At 61.9% G+C, this 25,876-nt stretch carries 19 protein-coding genes; 4 read left to right on the top strand and 15 right to left on the bottom strand.

Annotated features, from left to right (window positions below; genetic code table 11):
- Positions 1-59 precede the first annotated feature (59 nt).
- Together DLM86_RS04990 and DLM86_RS04985 are read left to right on the top strand one after the other, a co-directional pair.
- Positions 60-767 carry a response regulator transcription factor gene (locus tag DLM86_RS04990; protein ID WP_110839186.1) on the top strand — a complete coding sequence of 236 codons (708 nt, stop codon included), beginning with the start codon at positions 60-62 and terminating at the stop codon, positions 765-767.
- Positions 764-2,143, top strand: a complete 1,380-nt coding sequence (locus DLM86_RS04985; protein WP_110838866.1) for a sensor histidine kinase — start codon at positions 764-766, stop codon at positions 2,141-2,143. Before DLM86_RS04990 ends, DLM86_RS04985 begins: the two co-directional genes overlap by 4 nt.
- A gap of 29 nt (positions 2,144-2,172) precedes the next feature.
- Here the strand turns inward: DLM86_RS04985 and DLM86_RS04980 are convergent, their stop codons facing one another.
- The 6 genes from DLM86_RS04980 to DLM86_RS04955 all read right to left on the bottom strand — a co-directional run bounded on the left by DLM86_RS04980 (position 2,173) and on the right by DLM86_RS04955 (position 11,243).
- Complete coding sequence (locus DLM86_RS04980) at positions 2,173-3,348, bottom strand: NAD(P)/FAD-dependent oxidoreductase (protein ID WP_110838865.1); 1,176 nt, start codon at positions 3,346-3,348, stop codon at positions 2,173-2,175.
- A gap of 63 nt (positions 3,349-3,411) precedes the next feature.
- Entirely contained in the window at positions 3,412-4,542 is a 1,131-nt protein-coding gene (locus tag DLM86_RS04975; protein ID WP_110838864.1) for a response regulator, read from the bottom strand.
- The gene (locus DLM86_RS04970) at positions 4,539-7,640 is read right to left on the bottom strand and encodes a hybrid sensor histidine kinase/response regulator (RefSeq protein ID WP_158289335.1); all 3,102 of its coding nucleotides are present in this window, start codon (positions 7,638-7,640) and stop codon (positions 4,539-4,541) included. Before DLM86_RS04970 ends, DLM86_RS04975 begins: the two co-directional genes overlap by 4 nt.
- A gap of 129 nt (positions 7,641-7,769) precedes the next feature.
- The gene (locus DLM86_RS04965; protein WP_110838862.1) at positions 7,770-8,276 is read right to left on the bottom strand and encodes a hypothetical protein; all 507 of its coding nucleotides are present in this window, start codon (positions 8,274-8,276) and stop codon (positions 7,770-7,772) included.
- 304 nt (positions 8,277-8,580) lie between these two features.
- Positions 8,581-9,087 (bottom strand): hypothetical protein, encoded by a 507-nt coding sequence (locus DLM86_RS04960; RefSeq protein ID WP_110838861.1) that lies wholly within the window; start codon positions 9,085-9,087, stop codon positions 8,581-8,583.
- Complete coding sequence (locus DLM86_RS04955) at positions 9,087-11,243, bottom strand: ABC transporter transmembrane domain-containing protein (protein ID WP_158289334.1); 2,157 nt, start codon at positions 11,241-11,243, stop codon at positions 9,087-9,089. The genes DLM86_RS04960 and DLM86_RS04955 overlap by 1 nt, the downstream gene beginning before the upstream one ends.
- Before the next feature lie 444 nt (positions 11,244-11,687).
- Between DLM86_RS04955 and DLM86_RS04950 the strand changes: the two genes are divergently transcribed.
- Positions 11,688-12,446 carry an HAD family hydrolase gene (locus DLM86_RS04950; protein ID WP_158289333.1) on the top strand — a complete coding sequence of 253 codons (759 nt, stop codon included), beginning with the start codon at positions 11,688-11,690 and terminating at the stop codon, positions 12,444-12,446.
- A 2-nt stretch (positions 12,447-12,448) separates the two neighbouring features.
- Here the strand turns inward: DLM86_RS04950 and DLM86_RS04945 are convergent, their stop codons facing one another.
- From DLM86_RS04945 to DLM86_RS04905, 9 genes are all read right to left on the bottom strand, one after another.
- Positions 12,449-13,291, bottom strand: coding sequence for a DUF92 domain-containing protein (locus tag DLM86_RS04945; protein WP_110838858.1), 843 nt, complete (start codon positions 13,289-13,291; stop codon positions 12,449-12,451).
- A gap of 125 nt (positions 13,292-13,416) precedes the next feature.
- Entirely contained in the window at positions 13,417-14,232 is an 816-nt protein-coding gene (locus DLM86_RS04940; protein ID WP_110838857.1) for an alpha/beta fold hydrolase, read from the bottom strand.
- Positions 14,233-14,449: 217 nt separating this feature from the next.
- Positions 14,450-17,608 (bottom strand): lamin tail domain-containing protein, encoded by a 3,159-nt coding sequence (locus DLM86_RS04935; protein WP_110838856.1) that lies wholly within the window; start codon positions 17,606-17,608, stop codon positions 14,450-14,452.
- A 103-nt stretch (positions 17,609-17,711) separates the two neighbouring features.
- Positions 17,712-18,548, bottom strand: coding sequence for an MBL fold metallo-hydrolase (locus tag DLM86_RS04930; RefSeq protein ID WP_110838855.1), 837 nt, complete (start codon positions 18,546-18,548; stop codon positions 17,712-17,714).
- A 7-nt stretch (positions 18,549-18,555) separates the two neighbouring features.
- The gene (locus DLM86_RS04925; protein ID WP_110838854.1) at positions 18,556-19,410 is read right to left on the bottom strand and encodes an HAD hydrolase family protein; all 855 of its coding nucleotides are present in this window, start codon (positions 19,408-19,410) and stop codon (positions 18,556-18,558) included.
- Between the two features lie 16 nt (positions 19,411-19,426).
- On the bottom strand, positions 19,427-21,046 hold the full coding sequence (locus DLM86_RS04920; RefSeq protein WP_110838853.1) for an extracellular solute-binding protein: 1,620 nt from the start codon (positions 21,044-21,046) through the stop codon (positions 19,427-19,429).
- A 51-nt stretch (positions 21,047-21,097) separates the two neighbouring features.
- On the bottom strand, positions 21,098-21,982 hold the full coding sequence (locus tag DLM86_RS04915; RefSeq protein WP_110838852.1) for a carbohydrate ABC transporter permease: 885 nt from the start codon (positions 21,980-21,982) through the stop codon (positions 21,098-21,100).
- Between the two features lie 13 nt (positions 21,983-21,995).
- A complete protein-coding gene (locus tag DLM86_RS04910; RefSeq protein WP_245954380.1) occupies positions 21,996-22,931 on the bottom strand; it encodes an ABC transporter permease in 936 nt (311 codons plus the stop codon).
- 95 nt (positions 22,932-23,026) lie between these two features.
- Positions 23,027-24,766: a right-handed parallel beta-helix repeat-containing protein gene (locus tag DLM86_RS04905; RefSeq protein ID WP_110838850.1), complete on the bottom strand. Its 1,740-nt coding sequence runs from the start codon at positions 24,764-24,766 to the stop codon at positions 23,027-23,029.
- A gap of 221 nt (positions 24,767-24,987) precedes the next feature.
- Here DLM86_RS04905 and DLM86_RS04900 point away from each other — a divergent pair, with 221 nt between their 5' ends.
- Positions 24,988-25,869: an AraC family transcriptional regulator gene (locus DLM86_RS04900; RefSeq protein ID WP_110838849.1), complete on the top strand. Its 882-nt coding sequence runs from the start codon at positions 24,988-24,990 to the stop codon at positions 25,867-25,869.
- The last annotated feature ends 7 nt before the right edge of the window (positions 25,870-25,876 follow it).

The following is a 25,876-nucleotide window of genomic DNA, read 5'->3' as shown; positions in this document are numbered from 1 at the left end:
GAATACGGAGGCTTGCCGTGGAAAATATTCCATACTACAGCCGCCTGGGGGGTTTTTCGTTGCATATCCTGATCGTGGAGGACGAACCGAAAATACGCGACGTGCTGATCGCCTATCTCGAAAAGGAAGGCTGGACGACGGACTCTACGTCGAACGGCATCGAGGCGGTGCAAAAGTTCGATTACACGCAGCACGACCTGATCATTCTCGATCTGATGATCGAAGGCATGCCCGGCGAGCAGGTATGCGCCCGCATCCGCGAGAAGTCGAACGTCCCCGTCATCATGCTGACGTCCAAGTCGCGCGAGGCCGATACGATCAACGGGCTGAATCTGGGCGCGGACGATTACATCGTCAAGCCGTTTCGCGCCAAGGAGCTGATCGCGCGCATCCACGCGCTGTTCCGCCGCATCGCGCCGGCCAAGCGGGAAGACGAGAAGCAGGTGCTCCGGTTCAACGGCGGCAAGCTCGTCGTCGATCTGGACGCGCGCGAGGTGACGGCCGGCGGCAAGCCGGCACATTTGACCGCCACCGAATTCAAGCTGCTCTCCGTTCTGATCCGCAGGCCCGGCAAAGTGTACGGACGCGCGGATCTTTCGTATACCGTCCAAGGATACCGCTTTCAAGGCGACGGGCGCGCCATCGACGCGCATGTGAAAAATTTGCGCAAAAAAATCGAGCCGGACCCCGGCAATCCGCTGTACGTCGTCACCGTCGTCGGCTCCGGCTATAAATTTTCGATGAACCCGGACGATGACGGCGCATGAGCAGCCTGTTCCGTCTGTTCCGCAAAATGAGCTTCCTGCTGTTCGCCAGCTTCCTGCTCTATTCGATCGTGTTCGTCATCCTCCTTTCGATTGCGAACGATACGAATTGGCAGCATCTGTTCTCGCGATTCCAATCGATGCAAATCGAGAAGAACGGCTATCTCGTCATGGACGACATGCGCAGCTACGGCATCGTCCGGGGACCGCTCACCGCCGACCAGCGGCAGTGGCTGCAGCGCCGGGCCGCGCTGTACGGCATCGTCATGCGGTTCGAGAGCGAAGACCGGCGCGAGCTGTGGTTCGATACGTTCGCGAAGGCGAACGTCCCCGTTACCGACGCGGTCGAGGTGCCCTACACGGCGAAGGGAGAGCTGCAAGGCTACATTCGGATGGATTATATTTTGAGCAGCAGCGAGCTGGAGCCCGCCTATTCGGAGTTCAAGCAGTCGGTCGAGCTTCGCTCCCGGCTGCTGTTGATCGGGGTCGTCGCCGCTTCCGTCCTGTTCAGTCTGTTCATCGCGCGGTTGTTATCGAGACGGCTGAACGAGGTGTACCGGATGGCGGGCGAAATCGGCAACGGCAAACGCGACTTCGAGGTGCCGCGGAAAGGGCCGGAGGAAGTGAGACGGCTCGCCGCCACGCTGTACGAAATGACGAAGGAGCTGAAGAAGCAGGAGGATTGGCGCCACCATCTGATGGAGGATTTGACGCACGAGCTGCGTACGCCGCTTACGACGCTGCTCACCCAAATCGAAGCGATCGTGGACGGCTTGTACGAGCCGGATCCGGAGCGGCTGCAGGACATCTACGACGAGCTGATTCGGCTGTCCCGGCTCGTGAACGACCTGGAGCGGCTGTCCGAGGCGGAGAGCGCCCGGTTCTCGCTGAACGTGCGGCGGACGAATATGGTCGATCTCGCGCGCACCGTCCATTCCCATTTTTTGCCGCTCGCGCGCGGCAAAAGCATCAAGCTGACGTTCGAGCCGGCGTACGTCCCGTGCTATGCGGAGGTGGACCGGGACAAAATCGTGCAGGTGCTCTCCAACATCGTCTCGAACGCGATCAAGTATACGTCCGAGGGCGGGCGCGTGAACATCGCCGTCGCCTACAGCACCGACCGGACGGTCATCCGGTGCGAGGACAACGGCATCGGGATCAGCGCAACGGATTTGCCGTACATCTTCAACCGGCTGTACCGGGCGGACAAGTCGCGCTCGCGCTTCAGCGGCGGCGTCGGCCTCGGCCTCAGCATCGCCAAGGCGCTCGTCGAGGCGCACAACGGCACGATCGAAGCGACGAGCGAGCTCGGCGTCGGCTCGACGTTCACCGTAACGCTGCCGAATACGTTTGCGCCGTACCGGGGGGAGGACGCGTAAGCACCGCCGGGACCGCCGCGACGATCGGTTTACCGCAGCATACTTGCGCGATCCCAAACGAACGTTTTGATGCTCCAGGCCAACTTGCCCGTGATGACGAAATCGAGCCCCCACTTGCGGGTCCAAGTCAACCCGCGGTTCGGTCCCAAGCCGATGCAGAAGAAATCGAAGACGCCCTTGTGCGACGGGGCCGGCCGCCCCTCCCGGTCGGCCTGCACGATTTTGCCGAGCCGCGACGCCTGCGCGATTCCTTCCTTGCACGTCATGCGATCCGCCCGGCCGCTGATCGGGTCGACGATGTGCGCGCAGTCCCCGATCCCGTATACGAACGGCATTCCCGGGACCCGGTAGCAGGAGTCGACCGCGATTTGGCCTTGCGGCGTAAGCGGCAATCCGATTCGGCTCAGCATCGGATTGGGCGACAAGCCTAACGTCCAGACGCACAAGCCGACCGGCATCGTCCGGCCGTCCTCGAGCATCAGCTGTCCGGCATGCTCGCGCAGAGCCTTTTTCCGGTGAAGAACCGTGACTCCGCATTCGGCCAGTAGCCGTTCAAGCTTATGCGCCACCTTCGCCGGCCCTTCCGAAAAAAGCCGGTCCTGCGCGTTGAGCAGATAGATCCGGACCGCATCCGGGCTTAATCCCAGCGATTCCGCCTCTTGCCGCATCCGGTGCGCGAGCTCGGCGGAAGTTTCGATCCCGCTTATGCCCGCCCCCGCAACCGCAACGGTCAGCAGCCGGCCGCGCTCCGCCGGATCGGTCTCGAGGGCCGCTTTTCGGACGTTCTCGCACCAGCGCTCCCGAATGCTCGCCGCGGCCTCCGGATCGGTTAACGCGATTCCGCCCTGACCGGGGTTCGGCCGGTTGACGACGCTCCCCGCAGCCCATATCAGAGCGTCGTATTCCATCCAGCGCTCGTTTCCCTCCGCATCCCGGTACAGAAGACGCTTGGCCTCGCTTTCGACGGATACGGCTTCTCCGCGAACGTAACGAACGCCGTCGGGCAATATCGCTTCCCACGGAACGGCGATCGGCTCGTCGCCGACCGCAGGCCTGAACAGCAGCACTTTACGCACGTGATAAGGCTGCTTATCGATTACAGTGACTCGAACGGGCCGGTCGGCGGTCCCGGATTGCCATACCGTTTTGGCGGCGTGAAGCCCCGCATGTCCCCCGCCGACGATGACGCATTTCCATTCGTTCATGTTCCCATCTCCTCGTTCGTTATGCAAATAAAACGAGATGAGATCTTGTTTTGTGACAGAAGCTCAAAACGACGCCTTCGGATCGGCGGATACCCGATCCCAGTCCAGCTCCGACAAGTCGTCCTCCGGATCGAGCATCTCCCGAACGAGCCCATGGTAATCCTTCGCGTCCTCTTCCCTGTTCATCAGCAGCAGAAGCGCGATCATCTTCGCATGAAGCCTGACGCTGAACGGGAGCAGCTCGGCCCATTTCCGCATCGGATTCATCGCGATGTCGTAACGCTGCTGCCGGACGTACGTATTCACGATCGCTTCGAGCATCATCGCGTAGCTCAGCTCCAGCTGCGCCTGCATCGGAGCCGCCCAGCCGTAGCCGCTTCCCGTCAAGTAGCCCCCGCCGTATAATTGAACGGCTCTAAGCGCATGAACGACGGACAAGCTTTGGCGAAACCGCTCGACCTCGGTTTCGAACGCGACGACATCGTCGAACCCGACCGGCCAATTCAAGCAGTAGCTGCCGCCCGCGGTTTTCGACTGTTGAATCGGATCGGGGATCCCGCAAGCTTCCAAATCTTTGCGAAGCTGGTAAACCGTCGTATGCAGGTTGACCAGCGTCCGCTCCACGTCGCGGCCGTGCCAAAGCTCCTCCATAATGTGCGACTTGCTGACCGGCTTGCCCCGATGTTGATGCAAATAAGCCAAGAGCTCCTTCCCCTTCGAATTGCGAAAACGGATCGGAACCCCCGTCTCCGACATAACGGAGAAAGGCCCCATGCGATGGACGGCGATCCCCCGTTCGGGCGGAGCGTCCGCAGCGGTTTCGCGCCCGCCTCTCTTGCGAACCCGTTCGATCGTACGGACGATGTCGTCCTTCATGACCGGCTTCAATAAGTAATCGAGCGCCTCTACGTCGAAGGCGTCCTTGGCGAATTCCTCATAGGCCGTCAGAAACGCGATATGCATGTCCGGCCGGCATTCCCGCAGCCGTCCCGCCAGCTCCAAGCCGTGCATCGTCGGCATGTCCATGTCGATCAAGACGAGGTCGATCGGCTCCTGCACGGTTAAGGCGTATTCCAAGCAAGCGACCGGTTTGTCGAACAGCCCGGCCACTTGGACGTCCTCCACTTGCTCCAGCACTTTCGCGACTCCGCGCAGCGCCGGCTGCTCGTCGTCGACCGCGATGACTCGAATCACCGGCTCGCCTCCTTCGTTTCGTCAAGGGCTTGGGGGATTCGGATCGTGATCTTGGTGCCGCCGTCGACTCCCGATTCGATCTCGATCCCCGTTCCGTAAAGCCGCGTCATACGCTGATGAATGTTGCGCAATCCGACGCCGGTCCTGCCGTTCGGCTCCGCCGATCCGATCGTCCGGGCCCATTCCGGCATGCCCGGGCCGTTATCCTCGACGGTCAGCGTCGTGAAGCCGGGCTCGGCGCTTGCGCGTATCGTGACGGTACCGCCGTCCTCCCTTTTCGTGATGCCGTGCCGCACCGCATTCTCGACGAGCGGCTGCAGCGTCAGCGGCGGCAGCATGCACTCGACGCCTACGTCGATTTCGAACCGGACGCGGAGCCGTGCGCCGAACCGGGCCCGCTCGATCCGGAGATACGCCTCGGCCAGCTCCAGCTCCTTGCGCAGCGACACCAGCCGGTCCTTGCTCTTGAAGTCGAAGCTGCCTCGCAAATATCGGCTCAAGTTCAGCAGCAGATCGTGCGTCGTCTGCGGATCTTCCAGCGAGAACGTCATGATCGTATTCAGGGCGTTGTATAGAAAATGCGGCTTGATTTGCGCTTGCAGGAAGGCGAGCTCCGATCGGACCGCATCCTCGGCGGAACGCTTCATCTCCAGCAGCGTACGCGCCCGCGCCCGCAGCTCGTACGCTTGGAACGGCTTGGTCAAGTAATCGTTCGCCCCGACCTCGAAGCCGACCATCACATCCGTAGGCTCGCTGCGCACCGTCGTCAGCAAAATCGGCAGCTCGCTCAGCGGATAACGATGCCGAATTTGCCGGCAAGTTTCGTAACCGGACTGCCCGGGCATCATGACGTCGAGAATGACCAGACCGACCTTGCCTCCCAGCCGTTCCAACGTCTCGATCGCTTCCCTTCCGCTCGATGCGGCGACGAGCTCGTACGGCTCGTCGGCCAGCAGCGCTTGTAGCACCCGCAAGTTGATCGGATCGTCGTCGACCGCCAAGATGACGCGCTCCTTCCGCGCCCCGCCGTCGGTGCCGGTCGGAGCCGCCAACGCTTTATCCGCATTCGCGACCGGCCTAACGGCCGCCGGGCGGTCCCCCTCGCTTGGGCGGAGCGGATTGCCCCGCACGCCGCCGGCCTCGCTGACCGGTAGCGTGACGGTGAAGACGGAGCCTACGCCTACCTGCGATTTCACCGATATACGCCCGCCGTGCAGCTCGACGAGCCGTCTCGCGATGCCGAGCCCGAGTCCGGCTCCTCCGTATTCGCGGGCGACGGAGGTGCCCACCTGCTCGAACGATTGGAATATCGTCTCCAGCTTATCCGCCTCGATGCCGATTCCCGTATCCGAGACGGCCAAGTGCACCATCCCGCCTTCCGACCTCGCCGATACCGAAACTTCGCCTTCCGGCGTGAATTTGATCGCGTTCCCGATCAGATTGTACGCGATTTGCAGCAGACGGCTCTCGTCGGCATGCACGGCCGGCAGCGTATCCGGCCAATCGAAACGAAGCTCGACCGGCTTATCCCCGATATAGTGGCGAAACACTTCCTGCTGCGCCGATACGACGGCCCGAATGTCGACGGGCCCGCACTCCAGCTGAATGCCGGTGTTTTTCAGCCGGGACCAGTCGAGAATGTCGTTGATCAGGTTCGACATGCGGCGGGCGACCGAGACGACCGCCTCCAGCTGCTCCCGCTGATACGCGTTCAGCGGCCCCGACTTTTCCTCGGCCAGCGCCGTGGACAGGTTGATGATGCCGTGCAGCGGCGTTTTCAGCTCGTGGGACGTATTGGCCAAAAATTCGTCCTTCATCCGGTTCGATGCGATCAGCTGCTCCGACATGCGGCCGATAATCCGGTATGCGTTCGTAAACCGGCGGGCGAGCTCCATCGCTTCGATGAATACGAGCGCGATGAAGCCGTACGGGACGAGCTGCACGTCCGTCCAGACGGCGTATCCGCTGCTGTACAAAATATCGTGGAGCGCCGCGGCCACGAAAATAAGCCAGCCGGTCAGCTGAAGCGCCGCCCCTTCGCGATTGCGCCAGAACGCCCGGGCGAAGCCGTACAGGATGTACGCCAAACTCGCGAGCGACACGTAGTTGTACGATTCGAGGAAGCGGGTGAACCATTCGGTCGGAAGCAGCAAAACCGTTCCGATATAGGCGCAGCCGATGCCGGCCAGCAGCCGGATCGCAGCCGGGCGGAACTCGTCCGGATACAGCTCCCGCACGAACAGCAGCGCCGCGGTGACGCCTCCGTAATAAGTCAAATATTCCAAGTGTATGAGCAGGCGAATATCGACGTCCGGGTCCAGTCGGACGATGTACATCTCGCCCACCGTCCCGATTCGGAGCGCGCCCAATAAACAGCACAAGCCGAAATACAAGGTCGATCGTTCGGAACGCCGCATCAGGAACAGCGCGATCTGATACAACCCGAGCAGCGCGCAGCCCCCGAACACCGCCATCTCCGCGTATTCCGTACGCTCCTTCAAGGCCAGCATCGACGACTCGCTGCCCAGCGTCAGACTGAACCAGATGCCGCTGCGCGGATACAGCTCGTTGGCCGCCTGGATCGCAAGCTCGAACGACGGCCCCGCCGGCTCGAACGAAACGGTTTGCGGCCGGTAGGCGGCCCGTACGGCCGTCCTGTCGGACGAGACGACGCCGGTCTCCGCGATGACGCGGCCGTCGACCAGAATCCGGTAAGCCGGAGCGATTGCGGGAATATGCAGCGAGAGCGTACCGGCGTCTCCTTGCGTAAGGACGACAAGCCGATAGGTGGCGTACCCGCGTCCCGGCAATCCGAGCTCGCCCCATTCGCCCGGAACTTCGGCGAATATCGGCTGCGTCCTGCTCTCCGAGCCGCCTTCGGCTGCGGGAAGCAGCTCGTTCCAATAAAATGCCCATCGTCCGTTCAGCCGGACGGGGCCGTTTTCGTGCATGGGCCGCTGCGTCAAGTCGAGCACGCCGTCGACGGCCCGCGGATCCCGTTCGGCTCGCTTCGTGTCGGCGAACACCCATCCCCCGGCGCCCGCGATGACCGCGAGCCCGAGCAGCAAGGCCAGCCATTTCCGCCATCCAGTCTTCATCGTTCCATTACACCGCTTTCGGGAGCGTAAGTTCCGCTCGCCCTTCCAGCATACTTCCAAGCGCACCCTATCCGTCAATAACCATTGGCGAAAAAATCGGGTGAAGCTTTCGAAACCGTCTGAGTCCATTTACGAAAATCGGGAGCAAAACTGCTTATACTCGCGAAAAGACGTCGCGTAGACGTTTACCTTCCCGTAGCTCGAATCGTACGTATGGAGCTTGGCCGCCATTTTGCGATAAAGCCGGTTCGTGTAATCGTTATCCGCGGCCGTAGGAATTCGGACCTCCCGCACGTGCGGGTTCGCATCCTCGATCTGCTCGGCCAGCTTCTGCAATCCTCGCACGAACGTCCGGTTATTCCGGTATTCCTCGACGAAGAAGCTGTTGCCCAGTACCGCGATGTTTTTGTCCTTGTACCCATCCTCTTGCAAACCGAGAACGAAGCTTCCGATTCCGACGACCCAATCGTTCTCGTTCAGGATGAGGGCCGCCCGGCCTTCCGTCATATAGTCCCTTACGTCTTTCACGGCAAGACCGACTCGATAAAAGGGAATAATGCGGGTTCGATGCCGGATATAAAAATCGGTAAACCGTCCCCACTGCGCGGTTGTCGTGCAAACTTCGAATCGAATCACGCGAAACCACCACCTATTATCCTTTTATTGAAATATTTTGAATTTCTTCTTGTTATTTCTAGTCTATTCGCTTATAGTGAAATTGAATTTGCAGAAGGAGGTGAGCGATATGGGACAATCCGGGTGCAATATGCCCGCTGCTCCAGACTTAATTCCTAGACGCGATGACGGAACGATCGACCGGTCGTAAAGCTCGTCGCCAGGCAAGCGGACCGTAAGGAGGCCGGCAGCGATGCCGGTCTTTTTCCGCATGGCGCGAAGACGCCTCCCTTTGCGTCTTCCTTCTGCAAGGAATGCCCCCGGATTACTTTGCGATCCGAGCGAGATAGCCCCGAATTCGATCGGGCGTGGTGACGTAGAAATCGAGAGGGCCGCAGGAATGAACTTTCGTTCCGCGGCAGGTGGCGATTTTGCCGAACAGCCTTCTGCGGACATCCGTCGGGGCGCAATAGAACTCCACCTCGCGAATCGGCTCGGACAGTTCGCTCTCGCGCTCGACCATCGCCTGCATCGCCTGTACGAAATTCGTTCCTAGGCGGAAATCGGCCTCCAGGTAAAGCAGGACCACTTCGATCCGGGTCCGATCCGCCCCTTTGTCCATTCCGGTCCCGTACGTGTATGCCAGTACGCCCCGGACGTCGCCATGCTCATCCCGGGCAATCATGAGGCCGGAGTCGTAAAGGGTGGTATACAAAAAATTCATGGTCGTACTCCACTTGTACGGGAGCCCCAAGTCGTTCGCGTGTCGGCAAATGAACAGAACGCCGTCCTCCTTCATCTGCTCCGTGCCGGCGGTCATCCAGTGCAGCATCAGCTATCTCTCCTTTGCATTCGCGATCTTAATGTCGCTTCAAGCTCTTCCCGGATGGCGGGATAGCGAAGCAGAAGCGGATGGAACCGGTCGTACGACAGCGACAGGAACCAGCTCGGCGCCGCCGTGACGACAGTGGCCGTTCGAGGGATATGCTGCATGAGCGCAATTTCCCCGAAATGATCGCCGTCCTCCAGTGTCGCCGCCTTGCGGCGTTCGCCCGTTGCCGCCGTAATCCATACCTCGACTTTGCCTCGCGCGATCAAATAAAATTTATCCCCTTGATCGCCTTGCTCAACCACGGTCGCGCCGGCGTCGAATTTCTCCGTCACGAAGAGGCCGGACAATTCCTCGAGCGCTTCCGAGCCGATGCCGCGAAAGAACGGGAGCCGGCGCAGACGGTCCGACTGCACGCGGGCGCTACCGCCGCCATGGACCATCTGGAATCCTTGCTGCTTCTCCCACATGAGGCGGTACGGTCCGTCTCGCTCCAGCAGCTGTTCGTGCGTCCCCGACTCCACCACCGTCCCGCGATCGAGGACGACGATGCGGTCGGACAGCGCGGCGTAAGCGAGCCGGTGCGTGACCGACACGATCGCCATGTCGCGCCCCAGCGCTACAATCGTCTCGTTTACGGATCGCTCGGTATCGGGATCCAGGGCGGACGTCGCTTCGTCCAGAAACAGAATGCGCGGCTTGCGCAGCAGCGCCCGGGCAAGCGCGATCCGCTGCCGCTGGCCGCCGGACAGACTGTCCCCGTATTGGCGGACAAACGTATCGTAGCCGTCGCGGAATCCGACGATCGTCTCGTGAATGCCCGCCGCCCGCGCGGCTTCGACGATATCCGCCTCGCTCGCGTCCGGCTTGCCTACGCGGATGTTATCCCGGACCGAGGCGTGGAACAGGACGGAATCTTGGAAGACGACCCCGATTTGCCGAAGCAGGGAATCGTACCGCACCTCCTTGAGATCGTGCCCGTCGTACGTGACCGCTCCGCTCTGCGGATCGGCGAACCGCATGAGCAGCTGGAGCACCGTGCTTTTGCCGGAGCCGCTCGGTCCGACGATCGACGTTAAGCCTCCGATCGGGACCGCGAGATTCAAGCGGTGCAGCACCGGCTCGCCGGGCGTATAGGCGAACGTCACGTCGCGCAGCGACACTTCCGCACGGACCGGCGGAAGCTCGCTTCCATCCCGCTCGATCACGTCGGGCTCCCAGTCCATCGCCTGCCGCAAGCGCTCCAAGCTCGTGCGGGCCGACAGCGCGTAAGGAAGGACGGACGCCGCCCCGAACATCGACGTGCCGACCGTAAAAAAAACGGAGTTGTATGCGATAAATTCACCGATCGTAAGACTCCCTTCGAACGTCAAGTAACTGCCGCAGGCTAGAATGACCGCCGTCAAAATCGAGACGGCGAGCATCGGCAGCCGGGTCAAATTCGAATTCGCGAATTGTCTCCGAACGCCGACGGAGAGCATCGCGCGAAGATTTTCTTCGACTTTCTCCCGCATGCTGCGGCGCAGATCGAACGCGCGAACGACGCGGTACGCTTTCACATTTTCGTCGATCGTTTCGTTGAACCGGTCCAGATGCCGGTAATAGTCGCGGCCGAGCGCAACCGAACGGGATTTGAGCATCCGATACGGCACGAACAGGAGAGCGGAGCCGGCGGCGACGATCAAGGTCAGCCTCCATTCCATCGCGAACAGGATGGACAGTCCGGCGACGACGCTCGCGACGGACAGAAATCCCGTGGTCACGATCGAAAGCACGGCCGACTGGATGGAGGGAATATCGTCGGTATATCGGGCGAGAAGCTCGCCGACTCCGAATCGCTCGTAAAACCGCTGCGACTGCCGCTGCATATGCTCGAACAGCCGGAGGCGATAGTCGAACAGGAAGGTCGAGCCGAGCCGGGCTTTGGCGTAATCGCCGGCCAACCCCGCCAGTACGTTGATCGAGCCCAGCACCAGCAGGGCGCCGATGATGATCGCCAAAGCTTTCCCGTCGCGGGGCAGCAGGGCGAGATCGATCAAATATCGATAGCTGAGCGAGGACAAGTACCGGAACGCGATGTCGATAATCGCACCCAGGACGATGAGGAACAACCATAACGGAGACGACCGAACCATAGCGACGATGGTTTTCCACAGCATCTTTTTTCCCGTCTCCTTTGGCCGGCTTGCCGAGTCTTTGCATGCGGGCCGGCGCGACGTCATATAGACCGAACTATAGCGCATAAACCTTCTATATAAACTGAAAAGAAAGCGCTTCATGTCAGGTTTGGCGTCTAATTATCGCATGAACGCAAAAAAACGGCTCTTCCTTCAAAGGAATGCCGCCGTATGAAGACGCTCCGTGCCGAAAAACCGCAACGTTGGGAGCGATCGTACCGCCCCCCCTCTCGCCGTGGTCGGCGAGCATGATTTCCATTGGCTTCGGCGAAGACACTTGGGTTATGTCATATATTATAACATCAGTCGTTTAGTTTCCCGAATTAGGCAAAGGTACCGTTGTTGGCCACGCATATTTATGTTATGGTATTTCACATTAATATAACGCCGGTAATCAAACGAATCGATAAGGGAGGTCGCATGCGGATGAGCTTGAAGATGATCGCGTTGGATTTGGACGGCACGCTTCTCGATCGGGACGGATCGCTTTCGGATGAAAACGCGGAGTGGGTTCGGAAGGCGCAAGCTTCCGGGATGAACGTCGTTTTGGTGAGCGGACGCCATCGGATGCGGATGATACCGGTCATCGAGAAGCTGGACTTGCGGCTTCCCTTGATCTCGGCGAACGGCTGCGAAATATGGGACGCCGACGGACGGCTGATGAACCGCAGCGTCCTTCCTTGGAAAGACGTGGAGACGGTCAACCTGTTCGCCTTTCAGCACAACGTCCGCTATCGCGCCTACTGCGCGGAAGGCGTGTTCGACTCGGAGAACAATCATCATTTGGCGCAAATGGACTACAGCTGGCTGAAGGTGCTGCTGAAGTCCGACGATACCCGCAGCCTGTCCGACGCGCGCGACCGGCTGCAGGCGACGAACCGCGTGGAGCTGATCGTTTACGGCTCTCCGGAAGCGCCTCGGCAAATCGACGTGCAGCCGAAAGGAACGGGCAAGGCGAGCGCGCTCGCCAAGCTGTGCGACAAGCTCGGCATCCGGCGCGAGGAGGTCGCCGCCTTCGGCGACGACCGCAACGACATCGATATGCTCCGCTGGGCCGGCCTCGGCGTTGCCATGGGCAACGCGCCCGACGACGTGAAGGCGGCCGCCGACTGGCTGGCGCCGCACCATCACGACGCGGGCGTGGCGCGCACGATCGCCCGCCTTCTGCGGCAGGCGTCGGCCTGACGTCAGAGCAGGCCGGCGAGCCAAGCGGCCGCGACGGCTGCGGCGCCGCCCGCCAGCGAGCCCGCGACGTTGACGGCGTCGTTGTTCCAGCCGGCGCAGCCGCGGAGGCGGGCGGCCGGCTGGCCGCAATGGTGCGGGCGCTCGATGTCGCGGCCGCATACGCGGCAGCGGAACGTCAGCTGCACCGTCGCGCCGAGCACCGAATCGGCGAGCGACCCGATCGTCCCGCCGAACAAGCCGAGAGCCGTCCACGCCGCCAGCCGGACCCATTCCGGCGACGCGCCGCCGGACGGCTCGATTTGTCCCGGCGCCGTCTGCAGCAGCAGCCAGGCGACGACGCCGACGAACAGCCCGCCGGCCATCGAGGCGGCCAGCCCGAGCGCGGTCACGCCGCCGGACGTGCCGGCCGCGACCCGCCGGCCGGTCAGTACCGACCGGGGCGGCGTCCGGCTCAAGCCGCCGACCTCGGTCGCCCACGTGTCGGCGGTCACGCTCGCCATGACGCCGAGGAAGGCGTACCACCACGCCGGATGCGGCCACCAATGGGCGGCGACGCACAGGACGAGCGCCAGTCCGCCGTTTGCCGCCACTTGGCCGGCGTCCCGCCTCCCCGATTTCTCGTAGCCGCTCTCCGCCTGCTCCTTCGCCTTCCGCTTCCATCTTGACAGCAGCGTCGACGAGAGGAAGAACGCGATCAGCGTACCGAACCATACCGCGCTGCCGATGCCGTACATGACCGTCCCCAATACGACGGCCGCCGCAAGCCCCGAGCCCGACAGCGACCGTTTCGCATAAGCCGCTCCCGCGATCAGGACGCTTCCCCCGAGCCCGATCCACCATTCCATGACCTTGTCCTCCCCGTTACCGTCAACGGTCCGCTGCCAGCAGGACCGATCCGTTTCGTTTCGTACCGTACGCCCCTATCATACACGGTAGAAACCGGGAGTCAAGCTGCGAACGGGCGGGGCGGTTATACCGATTCCAGAAAGTCGGCCAGCAGCCCGTTGAACTTTTCCGGCCGATCCATCGGCGGTATGTGCGCACAGCCCTTCAGCACGTTCATCCGGCAGTCCGGAATCGCCGCGGCGATCGTATCGGCCGCATGCAGCGCGTCGTCGTAGTCGAGATCGCCGACGACGACAAGCGCCGGGACCGCGATGTCGCCGAGCCGGCCGAGGGCGGGCGGGTCGAGCAGCTGCGGCATCTCGAACGTCGCGAAGCCGCTCAAGCCGGCGCGGGACAGCTCGGCGAACGCCTCGCGCACCGATGCGTCGACGCGCTCCTCCGGCTGGCCGGGTCCGCACAGCCAGCGGAGCGTCCACAGCCGCAGCGCCGCCTCCATATCGCCGCGGCCCGCCGCCTCGTAAAACGCCGCGTCGTCCGCCTGCTTCCGCTCCGTCTCCGGAATGCCGAACATGCCCGCCGCCACGAGCGTCAGCGATTTCACGCGGCTCGGGTACGCAAGCGCGAACTCGGCCGCCAGCTGCCCGCCCGCCGACAGCCCGACGATGTGGACGGCCTCCGCTCCGAGCGCGTCCAGCAGCCGTCCCATATCTTCGTGGGACCGGTAAGGCGTCGTCCCGAGCTTCGAGCGCCCCATGCCCCTCATGTCGAACCGGATCGTCCGGTACCGGTCCGACAGCGCCGCCACGGTCGAATCCCATATCGCCGCGGTCATGAAGGCGCCGTGGACGAGCAATACCGGCTCCCCTTCGCCCGCCGTTTCGTAGTACAGCTTCGTTCCTTCCACCTGCACGAATCCTTTTTCCACCATCGCCATCGTCATCCGCGATCCCTCCGTTATTCGGTTTCTCGTTCGTTTACGGATCTATCGTAACCCGCCTTCCCTGACAATCGCGGTCAGGGGATTCGGCGTCCCTGCGATTTGATTTGCCGCATCGCCGTCGCGAACGAGCCAAGGGACGCCCGGACCGGGCGCCCCTGATGAATAGGCGTATAGCGTCTCCACGAACGAGTCGTCGACGCGCGGGCTTGCCGATGCGTCAAGGCGCCAGCTGGTCGCTCTGCACCGTGCCCGGCGTCGGCGATACGTTGGACGACAGCTTCTCCAAGTAATACGAGCCGTCGGTCGGATACTTGTAGCGGACGGCTTTGCCGTCGACCGAAGGATCGGCGCCGTGCGTGCCGATCGGCCCGTGCACTTCCCGGACGTTCGTGCCGTTGTTGTACTTGGCCCGGAATATCCGCGCGCCGTCCGAGTCGCGGACGAGGTCGACCCACGTCTCGCCGTTGAACCTCAGGCCCCCGTTCACGTCGTCCGACTGCAGCTCGAGCACCTGCCCCGCCGCGAAGCTCGTGCCGTACGCGGCGTTGAAATCGGCCAGCGTTTTCGTGCTGTTTTTCTTCTTGATCCAGATCAAGCCGACGGATTTCGCCGGGATAATGTAGTCCGTCGCGATATCGTACGGCGTCTTGTACGTATCCCGCAGCTTGAAGCCTTTCAGGTTGACCGCGTTTTTCGAGTTGTTGTAAATCTCCACGAAATCGTAATCCTCGTCGTAGAAATCGCCGTAGCCGTTATCCACGCCCGTATGGCCGGCGGAATTGGCGACGACCTCGGTCACATACAGCTCCGGCATATGAATGCCGCCGGTAACGGATCGCGGAACGCCCCCCGCCGTTGCCGTCACCCGCACCAAAAGGCGGTACGTGCCCGCCCCTCCGGGCGGCGCCCACGTCGTCGAAGCGGCGGCCGTGGCGCCGGCGGCGATCGAAGCGATCGTCGCTTCGCCTACCTTGTTGGCGGCGCTGTAATTGTCGTCCGTCGTCAAATAGTCGTCCTTGTAAAACTCGACGAGCACATTCGAGAGCGCGCTCCCGGTCGTATTGCTCACGTTGGCGTTCACCTGCACCGGCGCGCCGGCCGCGGCCGTCGACTGCGTGCTCATCGCGAGCCGGACGGGAGCCGGGTCCTCGATCCAGATCGGCGCCGTCACCGCCCAATCGCCGTCGGCCTGCTCGATTTTGGCGAAATAATAGCCGTACTGCGGCGGCAAAGCCGTCGTATAGTGCGCCAGCCGGGAGCCGTACGTTTGCGAGGAAATGGCTTGGCCACCGGGTCCGTACAGGGTGATGCGGGAGATCGGGTCGTTCGTCGGGTTGGCGGCCATGACGGACACGTTCAGCGTACCCGGATTGGTCAGCCGGGACCCCATCGGCTTGCCGTTGATTTCGAAGGCGACCTTCAAGTCCCGGTCTCCGTAAGAGACGTACGCTCTTCTCGCGCGGATGGCGTCCATGATCGCCTCTCGCGTATTGAATTCCGCTTGGACGACGAGCCGGTTGTCGTCCTGCATCCACGTGCCGTTGTGCACGTCGCCGTTCCAGGTCGGCGCGACGTGCCAGCCCCGGTCCAGCGCCCGGACGTACCGGTCGAAGTTTTCCGTGACGGTGTCGGTCATCCCGTTGAACTCGAACAGCGCCGCCTGATCGTCGGCCGTCTGGCTGTAATACCGGAAATCCTCGAAGTCGCCCCAATAAGCGCCAGGATGGTTGAACTGGAACACCGCTTCCGGGTGGTCGGCCAAATCGTCCCACAGGTCGTGCATGTTGTACTGCCTGCCGTCGATCGTATCCCACCGGTCCGCGAACCCGTCCGTATTGAATACGTTCGCATGGCCCCATATCGCGGTTGTCGTGTTGTATGTCATCTCATAGCCGGCGAAGCCGGAAAAGGCGTACGGCACGGACGCCGCGCCGGCCTGCCGCTTCGTATCGGCCCATTCGCCGTTCGGCACGGTCGGATCTCCGTCGTCCAGCTGCTCGGAATGGTCCGATAGCCCCATGAAGTCCGCTCCTTCGCTAACCGCGGCCGCAAACGCGCCCTGCGGCGTGTTCGTCGCCGTCTGCGCCCCGTCTTTCTCCGAATATTTCGTATGGTTGTGCATTTGCCCGACGAACCAATTGTACGGCATGCCCGGCGTCGGGTACTGGTTGCGGGCCAGCTTGCGCATCCGCTTCGTTCCGTCGACCGGGTAGCCGTACGCGACGCTCGTATCCGTCGGATCGACGTCGATCCGCGACGAGGCGTCGTTGGACGTGCCGTCGTTGTACGTCGCCGAGCTGACGACCGCGCCCGCGTCCGTACGCAGCTCCACCGTCTTTTTGCCTTCGTTGCCCATGCTTTGGGGAGTCGGCACCGTCAATTCGTACACGCGCGGGGAGGTCAAATACGTGCTCGGCAAGTTGTAGTGCGCGGCGAAATCGGCCAGCGTCCTGCCGCTCGCCTGCGTTCCCTTCAGCCAGACGATCATCGTGCCGTAGGCGGGAATGCTTTTGCTCGCGGTCATGTTCCAGTCGTCGTAATGGGTCGGATCGGCGTAGTCCCAATAGTAGCGGAACGTGTAGCCGGCGAGGTCGATCGCGGATGCGGTGTTGTTGTACAGCTCGACGTATTCGTAAGCGTCGTTCTGGTCCGTGGAGGAAATGGAGGGATTCGGCAGCAGCTCGGTAATCCATAGCGCCGGGGGCGCCGGTACCGTACCGGGTGTAGGCTGTTGATTCGCCGCGACTTTGCGCATCGCGATGCTGCCGTCGACCCGGTAGTCCGGAAACTCGTACACGATGGCGGAGTGCTCCGCGACCGCGTCCTCGTCCGTCGTCGTGCTGTCGAAGATGCGGTCGTTGTACGCCGCCGTGCAGACGTCCGTCCCCGAGTCGGTTTGGACGATCAGCTTCTTGAACCCGGTATTGCCGAGGCCGCCCCCGCTCCCCAAGTCAAGCGTATACAAGGTGGAGGACGTGAAGCTCGTCCCGTAATGGGCGTTGAAATTCGCGAGCGTTTTGCCTTGGGCGTACGTGTTTTTGATCCAGACGACCCGGACGCCGCCCGCGGGAATCGTCTGGCTTGCCGTCAAATCCCAGGTGACGGACGCCGTCGGCGTATACCAAAAAACGAACTTGTACCCGCTCAGGTCGATCGGCGCCGACGTATTGTTTTTCAGCTCGACATACTCGTACGAATCGGTGATCGAGCCCGAATCGCCGTTCGAATTCGCCACCATCTCGGTGACCGTAAGCGCGGGAATCGTCGAAGCGGCGTATGCCGTTTGCGTCCCCGTTCCCCACCCGTTCCCCGGAAACCCGACAGCAGCCGCCAACGCCAACGCCATGCCCAGCTTGGAAATACGGCCGTACATCATGACACGCTCCTTTTACGATGGAATAGGTTGATCCGCCGTTCGCGGTCGCCGTATCGTTCTTCGTTTCACCTCCTTCCCCGGCGGAGGCCGCGATTCGGCGGGCTTACCGGTGTGCCGCCGGTCCGATGTCGAGCACGAGCCCGTCGTAGGCGCATACCGCCCCCATCGACCGCAAGTCGGCTTCCGTCTCCTCGTGCGAACGAATGCCCTGGTGGGAAAAATGGGTCGCGACGACGACCGTCCCGTCTCCGATCGCGCCGATTCCGCGAAGCCGCTCCACCATCGTCCCGAAATCGCCGCGGTTCAAATGCTCGCGTCCCGGCGGACGGCTCCAGATCGTCCCCTCCATCACGACGGCGTCGAGCTTTCGCCCGCTGAGCGTCTCCCAGACATGGTCCGCATACAGCCCCGTATCGGAGGCGTACAGTAGCAGGACGATCCCGTCGTCGATGATGTAATTCATCGCGTCGCCGATGCGGAGATGGTGCGACGCCTCGATCGCTTCGACCTCGTAGGAAGGCAGCCTCAAGCGGCGCCCCGGCATCATCGGCGCCCGGCGTATGCCCGCATACTCGTCGCTGCCGCCGCTCTCGTCCCACCTCGTCCAGACGGACGGACCCGCCGCCACCGCGATTTCCGGCAGCTCGGTGGCGAGCCGGAACGGCTTCGCCCGGAGCTTCAACGCGCTCGGGTCGAAATGGTCCAGATGGCTGTGCGTGACGAGCACGGCTTCCAGCGACAGCAGCGATACGCCGAGCCGGGCGCACGAGGCGAACACGTCGGGGCCGATATCGACGAGCAGCTTGTCGTCGACGAGCACGCTTTGGCGGCTGCGGACGTTGCGCCCGCCGTACGCGCGGGCATGCGTGCAGCCCGGACAATCGCAAAACGGGGAGGGGATGCCTTCGGCAGCCCCTGTCCCCAAAAACGTCAGCCTCATCGCTTCTTCATCCTCCTTGCAGCGTCCATCCGCGCGCTTCGGCCAGCGCCCGAAACGCTTCGACGACGCCGTCGCCGTACGGCTTGCCGCCGACGACCCCGTTCATCTCCGCGACCCGCCGCTTCACCTCGGGATGCGCGTTGGACGGGCATATGACGTGCTTGGCCAGCTCCGGCCTCATCATGTCGAGATCCATCTCCTCGTCCCCGGCCACGACGACGTCCTCGGGACGGAATCCTCCTGCCTCGAGCAGCGCCCGCAGCCCCGTTCCTTTGCGCAAGAAGGCCGGGTGGGCGTAGAACCGGTTTTCCTCCGGCACCCGGACGATCGTCAGCCCGGACGCCTCGCGCGCTTTGCGCTCGACGGCGTTCATCAGCGCCTCCGCCGATTCGTCGGCCGCCGTCATCGCGAACCAGAACCCGTTGAACGAGAAGCTTCGCGCCGCGAACGTCCCGCACAGCTCCTGCATGAACGGCCGCAGCTCCTTCCGTACCGCTTCCTCCAGCCGCGCGTTCATCGTGTCCGTATAGGGCTGAACGGGGACGCATTCGTCCCCGTTCACGGCGCACAGCTGCAGCCCTGCTCCGCCGATCAGGTAGGCGGGGCGGCTCGCGACGTCACTCGCGTGGACGAGCTGCATTTGCGGCTTGACGTCCCACGTCGTATCGGTCGCCCACGCGCACCCGTTCGCCGCCAGCTCATCCAGCAGCCGGCACAGCGTGCCGGGCAGCCGGGCGTACGGCCGGTTCGTTCCGCCGAGCGCGGTGCCGTCCAGATCGAATACGAACAGCTTCGGCAAGCCTCCGGCGTCGGCGTTGGAGTAAGCGTCGGCGTCGGCGCGGGAACGGTCGTTCCCAACCATGCGCGTCCCCTCCCCGTCAGTTGGACTGGTACCGCTTGTAGGCGGCTTCGTAAATGCTCATATACCGGTCGAGCCCCATCTTTTTCAGCGTGGCCACGTAGCTATCCCATTCGTCGAACGAAGCGGCCCCGGTCACGAACTTGGCGGCCATCTCGTTGACGTACTTCACGATATCGGTTTCGAGCGCCTTGAACTCGGCCACCTCCGCGGTCGAGAACGTAAACTCCGGCCATACCTCTTTCGGGTAAAACGGCTTGATCTCCTCGGACACCTTCAAGTTTTCCGGAGCGTTCTCGGAAGCCAGCACGTACTTTTGCCGGTCCATGCTCGGGTACCAGCCGCCCGCCCACGTTACATATTTGCCGATCTGGCTTTGGTCCTTCTTGAGCGCGTCGACCCAGTCGACCTTGCCGTCCTTCTCGACGTAGCTGACGTCCTTGACGCCGAGCCGGAACAGCTTGTTGCCTTCGTCGCTGTAGAAGTAGTCGACCCAGCGGACGGTCGCCTCGGGGTGCTTATTCGATTTGCTGATCGCGAATCCGCCGGGCAAGATCATGAACGACCGGGCGCGGGAGAAAATCCGGTCGCCGTGCGGCCCTTTCAACGCACCTACGCCGACATGGCCGGTTACGCCGGGGATCGTCGCGTTCGGGTTGAGTCCGATGGCCGTGCCGACGACGCCTTGCGGGTAAATCGCGTTCACGTCGTTGCCGTTCACCGTCAGCACGTCTTTGTAGAACAGCCCTTCCTTGTGCAGCCGGTTCAAATATTGCAGCACTTCCTTGTGTCTCGGGTCGGCCGGAATGAACCGCAGCTTGTTCGTCGCCGGGTCGATATCGACGCGCGGATGCATGTTGCCCCGGTTGCCGAGCCCCCACGCCCCCTTCAGCTGGTCGTAGATCGTCGAAATGCCGACGGCCGCGAACGGCACCTCGTCCGCCTTGCCGTTGCCGTTCGGATCCTTCGTCTTGACGGCGACCAGGTAGTTGTACAAGTCGTCCGTCGTCTCCGGCACCTTCATGCCTAGCTTGTCGAGAAACGTCTTGTTGATCCACATTTGCGAGCCGATGATGCCCGACAGGAAGTCCGGGTCCTGCAGCGTCGGGAACGAATAAATTTTGCCGTCCGGCATCGTCAGCGCTTTTTTGACCTCGGGGTACTTGTTCATGATTTGCTTCAAGTTCGGCGCGTACTTGTCGATCAGGTCGTTCAGCGGAATGAGCAGTCCTTGGCTCCCGTAGTTGGCCAGGTCGACGGACGACAGCCGGGCCGTATGGAACGCGTCCGGCAGGTTGCCGCTCGCGAAGGCGAGGTTGCGCTTCTCGGTCAAGGCGTCCACCGGGACGAGCTGGAAGTCGACGTCGATGTTGGTCATTTTTTTGTACTCCTGCCACATCGCCGTTTCGTTCCAGTTGCCCAGATTGGAGGCGGATTTGCTCGCGAAAAACGTCAGCTTGATCGGCTCCTTGACGATCGGAAATCCGGTCGCGTTCACGTTGGCGTTGGCATTGGCCGCTCCCGCCGTTCCGCCCTTCCCGCCCGTCGAAGGCTCCGTTTTGCCGCAAGCGGCGACCATCGTCAGGGCGAGCATTCCCGCCGCAACCATCGTTGCTTTCCTCGTTCGTGTTCGTGCCATGTTTGGTTGACCTCCCGTTTCGTTCCGGTTTTATGATCTATTAGAAGGCGTTCAGCCTTTAATAGCTCCTACGAGCATTCCTTTGGCGAAATATTTTTGCAGGAACGGATACAGCAGCAGCACCGGCAAATTGGCCACGATGACGGCCGCGTACTTGATCGATTCCGCCTCCATCATCCGCTTCGTAATGTCTTCGTCGAAGTAGGCGATCGTCTCGAACGTCTGGTTCAGCACGAGCAGCTCGCGCAAAAACAGCTGAAGCGGATACATGCTGCGATCGGACAAATAAATGAGCGCGCTGAAGTACGAGTTCCAATGGCCGACGCTGTACAGCAAGATCATGACGGCGATGATCGGCATCGAGAGCGGCAGGACGATTTTGCGCAAAATGTGGAAATCGTTGCAGCCGTCGATCAAGGCCGCCTCCTGTACCTCCTTCGGAATGCCGGTCTGGAAAAACGTCCGCATAATAATAATGTTGTATACCGACACCGCGCCCGGCACGACCAGCGCCCAAACCGTATCGAGCATGCCGAGCTGCTTGACGAGCAGGTAAGTCGGAATGAGGCCCCCGCTGAAAAACATCGTAAATACCATCATCGCGGTAATGACGTTTCTCCCGAACAGCTGCGGGCGGGATAGCGGATAAGCGGCCAATACGGTCATCACGATGTTCACCGCCGTACCGAGGACGGTGTAAAGAATCGTGTTCCCGTAGCCGTGCATCAATTCGTTCTGCCCCAATATTTTGAGGTACGCTTCGAAATGAAGCCCTTCCGGCAGCAGCCAAACGTCGCCGTTCAGCACGGCGGCCGCGTCGCTGACGGACGCAATCAGGACGAAGTAAAGCGGATACAGGACGATGAACGCGACGAGCGCGAGGCAGCCGGCATTTAGTAGGCCGAACAGCCGGTCTCCGAACGTCTGATGATTCATGCGCGGTCCCTCCTCACCATAAGCTCGTCTCGTTCATTCGCCGCGCCGCCGCGTTGACGCCGACCAGCAGAACGAAGTTGATGACGGAATTGAATAACGAAATGGCCGCCGCGTAGCTGAACTGCGACCCGATGATCCCCGTTTGGTACACGTAGGTCGAGATGACGTCCGACGCTTCGATGTTTTTCGAGTTTTGCATCAAGTACACTTTCTCGAAGCCGACACTCATGATCGAGCCCATATTCAAGATGAGCAGGATGACGATCGTCGGCATGATCGACGGCAGGTTCACGTGGATGACGCGCTGCAGCCGGCTCGCGCCGTCCATGATCGCCGCCTCGTGCTGCTGCGGATCGACGGCCGCCAGGGCGGCCAAGTAGATGATCGAGCTCCAGCCCATCTGCTGCCAGACGCCGGACAGGACGAATATCGTCTTGAACCAGCCGGGCTCCGTCATGAAGCCGATCGGCCCGATCCCGAACCATTGCAGCACATGGTTGACGAGTCCGCCGTGCGGCGACAGGAACAGCGCGACGATGCCGACGAGGACGACCGTCGACAAGAAGTGCGGCGCATACGTCACCGTTTGGACGAACCGTTTGAACGCCTCCTGCCGGAGCTCGTTCAGCATGAGCGCCAGTACGATCGGGACCGGGAACGACACGGCCAGCTCGTACAGGCTGATGCCGATCGTATTGCGCAGCAGCCGCCAAAAGTAATAGCTGTTGAAAAACCGCTCGAAATGGGCGAACCCGACCCAAGGGCTTCCCGTAATGCCTTCGACGGCGATGAAATTTTTGAACGCGATTTGGACGCCGTACATCGGCACGTAATGGAATACGATGAAGTAGACGATAACCGGGGCGAGCAAGACGTACAGCCGCCAATTCCGGTACCAGCCCCCGAGCGCCCGCCTTCGCAGGCTCGTCCTCGCGCGGTTTTCGCTCATCGCTCCGTTCGCTATGCGTTCCATCGCGACCACCCCCTTCATGAATGCGATTCGCCGCCGGCCGGCCCGGCCGGCGGCTCGTTTGCGTCGACCGGTCAGATCGGCTTCGCTACGGCCGAGCCGTTCACGACTTCGGTTCCGACCAGCGCGAGCAGCTCTCCGTCCTCCGACGTATTGTCGGAAATGTCCGCGCTTCCGCAAGCCGCCAGCTCGATCGCGTGAAGCCGCTCCGCGTTGCGCGGATACGATCCGCTACGCCGGACCCGGTTATGCTTGAACACGAACCCGTCGACCGAATGCCCGGATACGAGGCTCGCGTCGAACGTGACGAATTCGTTGTGCTCGATCCGGATGTTGCGATGGTAGTAGTCGGGATGCCGCTCCGGCTCCTCGATTTCCGGGTCGATGTCGATGACGGCCTTGCCCCAGTCGGGGTAACAGTAGTTGCAGTCGAGAAACGTGTTGTGGCGGATGACGACGTCGCGCACCGCCCCCGACTCGTACCAGCTGTTCGCGTCCCCGGAAATTTTGATGCCCGCTCCGGGCGCGCTGACGACGTTATGCTCGAGCAGCACCTTGCCCGGTGTCGTAATGAGGAACCCTCGGGCCCGGTTCGCCCGGATCGTACAGTGACGCACGATGAAGTCCGGGCTCCACGAGACGTTCTCGATGACGTCCCCGGCCCGGACCCGTTCGGGCAGCGGGCGGTCGAAGCCGACGACGACGTACCGGGCGTTAAGCGCTTCCGCAGACGTCACCCGGGCGTCGGCGTAAGGCAGCAGCGAGTCGGGATCGACGAAGCGGATCCGGTCGTCCGGTTCGGCGATTTCGACGCCGACCTGCATGTCGTGCATCAGCCGGACGAGCAGCGTGTCGTCGGACAGCCGCTCCGCGATTTTGACGTAGATGCCGTGGACGTTGGCCGGGTCGTCGAGCTGGTTTTCGAACAGGCAGCGCTCCATCTCGATCGTGCCGCGGCAGTACGTGAAGTGCGTCGCGTCCGCCGTCGCCGTCACCCACCGGTCCGAACCGGGCTTCCGCATCACGTTGAACTCCCGCAGGCGGATATCGGCACACCGCTGGGCGACGAGCCCCATGCCGGGGGCGTGATGGACGTCGACCTGCTCGATGCGGATATCGGCGCCGCCCTTGATGAAGATGCCCGGGTGCTCCCGGCGGCCGAGCCGCATGACGGCGCCGTTACCCGGCTTCGGCACGTGCCGGAGGCTGCCGGAAAACCGGATGACGCCGCGCTCAACCTCCTCGAGCCGGAACTTCTTGTATTCGCTCCAGCTGAGCCGGTCCCCGCTCCCGTACGCGTGCGCACCCGTCGCCGGATCGATCTCGTGCAGCCCCCAGATCGCCTCTCTCCGGCCGTCGTACTCGACCGTCAGCCGGTTGTCGCGCAGCTCGTAATCCGGGTTGAACAGCCGGACGTCGAACGAATCCGGCGCCGCCCGCACGAATTCCCCCTGCTCGAACATCGGCCGCTCCCAATCGATCGAAAAACGTTTGAGCGTCACATGGCGGCCGTTCTCGATCACGAACGGGATGAGCGAGCCGTGAAAGACGAACTCGGAGCCTTGTCCGTCAATCGTCAAATGCTCCATATCGATCAGCGGGAAAGCGATCCGCAGCAGCCCCTTCTGGTCGTGGTTCGTGATGAACAGCTGCTTCTCGTACGCCCGGTCCGCACGGAAATGGTAAGTCCCTTTCGGAAAGACGAGCGTCGGCCGTTCGACCTTCCCGCAATGCCGGATGGCCCGATAGACGGCCAGCGTCGCGTCGTCCCGCGAATCCGGGACGGCTCCGAAATGTTCGACGGAAATGATCATGTTGTCGTCGTTCTCCTCCATGAGTTAAAATGAGATTGTCTTGACAGCGCTATCAGCACTTTGTTGGCATCGTCCTCCAATCGTTTCTCCGGACGACGGCGCCGCTTCGTTGCTTACTCTTTCAGTATAGAAACATGCCTGTCGCCAAACAATGAACGAAGTTGTTGGAAAAGGGTAATATATTGCTCTGTCTTCTGCCGAGTGCGAACAGGAGGATTCCGATGGACGTCGCGAACCAAACCGATCAACTCAAAAGCTTTATTTTCCGCTTCCAGGAGCCGGTCGTTCCGCTGGCCGTCTCGGTCCATTCGATCGGCTGGGAGACGAGGTCGTCCGATTACAGCTATATGGGGCTGACGCGGGAGGATACGGGGGGCGCGTTTTTGTTCCAATACACCGTCTCCGGCTTCGCGGAAATCCGGATTCGGGACCGCACGTACCGGCTCGAGCCGGGCAAAGCGTTTTTCGTCCCGTTCGCCGGCGACTATCATTACTACTTGCCGCAGGAAAGCGACCATTACGAGTGCTTGTTCGTCTCGTTCGACGGCCCCGAGGCCGAGAAGTGCTGGTCGTACGTCGACCAGACGCTCGGTCCGGTCGCTGCGTTCCCCGAGCATTCCCAGCCCATTCGCTACCTTCGGCACATGTACCAGGAGGCGAAGGCGAAAGCGGTCACCGACGCATACAAGCTGTCGATGCTCGCCTATCCGTTTCTGATGGACTTGTACCGGTTTTGCAAAGGACACGGCACGCCCGGCGTCTGGCCCGACATCGTCACGAAAGCGGTCCGGCTGCTGGACGAGCGGTACCGCGACCTTCAAAACCTCGACGAGCTGGCCGACGCGCTGGGCATCTCCAAATACTATTTCATCAAGCTGTTCCGCCGGACCGTCGGCAAGACGCCGATCGAATATTTGTCCCGCAAGCGGATGGAGAAAGCCGTCGAGCTGCTGCGCCAAACGGACCGCTCGCTGGACGACATCGCCCAGCAGGTCGGCTATATGAACGTCAACTATTTCAGCAAAGTGTTCCGCAAATATTTCGGCGTCCCGCCCGGCCAGTTCCGCAAAAAATACGACCGGTACGACTTCATGTTCGATTGAACGTCCG

It is taken from the genome of Paenibacillus flagellatus (assembly GCF_003217775.1).
Taxonomy (GTDB): Bacteria; Bacillota; Bacilli; order Paenibacillales; family NBRC-103111; genus Paenibacillus_AB; species Paenibacillus_AB flagellatus.
This window is presented reverse-complemented; position numbering and strand designations above follow the sequence as displayed.